The following is a 622-nucleotide window of genomic DNA, read 5'->3' on the forward strand; positions in this document are numbered from 1 at the left end:
CTCCGACGGTGACGCCAGTGATCCGGCCACCCTGACCATCGACATCAAGGATGACGTGCCCGCGGCCGTCAATGACGAGGTCCAGACTGACGAGGGCGAGCCGGTCACCGTCAATGTGCTCGACGGCACGGCCGGGGGCAAGGATATCCCTGGTGCCGATGGACCGATCACCATGGATATCGACAGCGTGAAGCTGGAGAGTGGCAGCGGCACCATCAGTGGCGTCGACACCAGCGGCAATATCACCTTCACGCCAGCCGACGGCTTCGAGGGTGACGCGGTGATCAACTACTCGATCCGCGACGCCGACGGTGATATCAGCAGCGCGACCCTGACGATCACTGTGGACGCCACACCCGAGGTCGAGGTCAATCCCGAGTCGCCCAACGCCTCGGGCAACAACGAAGTGGACGAGGCGGGTCTCGACGACGGCGGGAGCAAGGCCCCCACCGACCTCGAGACCACTCTGGGGTCGCTCGCCATCGACACCGGCAGCGACAGCCTGGCCAAGGTGGAGATCGATGGTATCGATGTGACCGACGGCACCGAGGCCAGTCCGGTCGAGGTCGACGGAGACCTCGGCACCCTGGAGGTGTGGAAGGATAGCGCGGGGACCTATCAG

At 65.0% G+C, this 622-nt stretch carries 1 protein-coding gene; it reads left to right on the plus strand.

Annotated features, from left to right (window positions below):
- Nucleotides 1-622 (plus strand): Ig-like domain-containing protein (locus C6W88_RS21790; protein WP_197037178.1); only part of this gene is annotated, 622 nt, incomplete at both ends.

It is taken from the genome of Halomonas litopenaei, assembly GCF_003045775.1.
Lineage (GTDB): Bacteria > Pseudomonadota > Gammaproteobacteria > Pseudomonadales > Halomonadaceae > Halomonas > Halomonas litopenaei.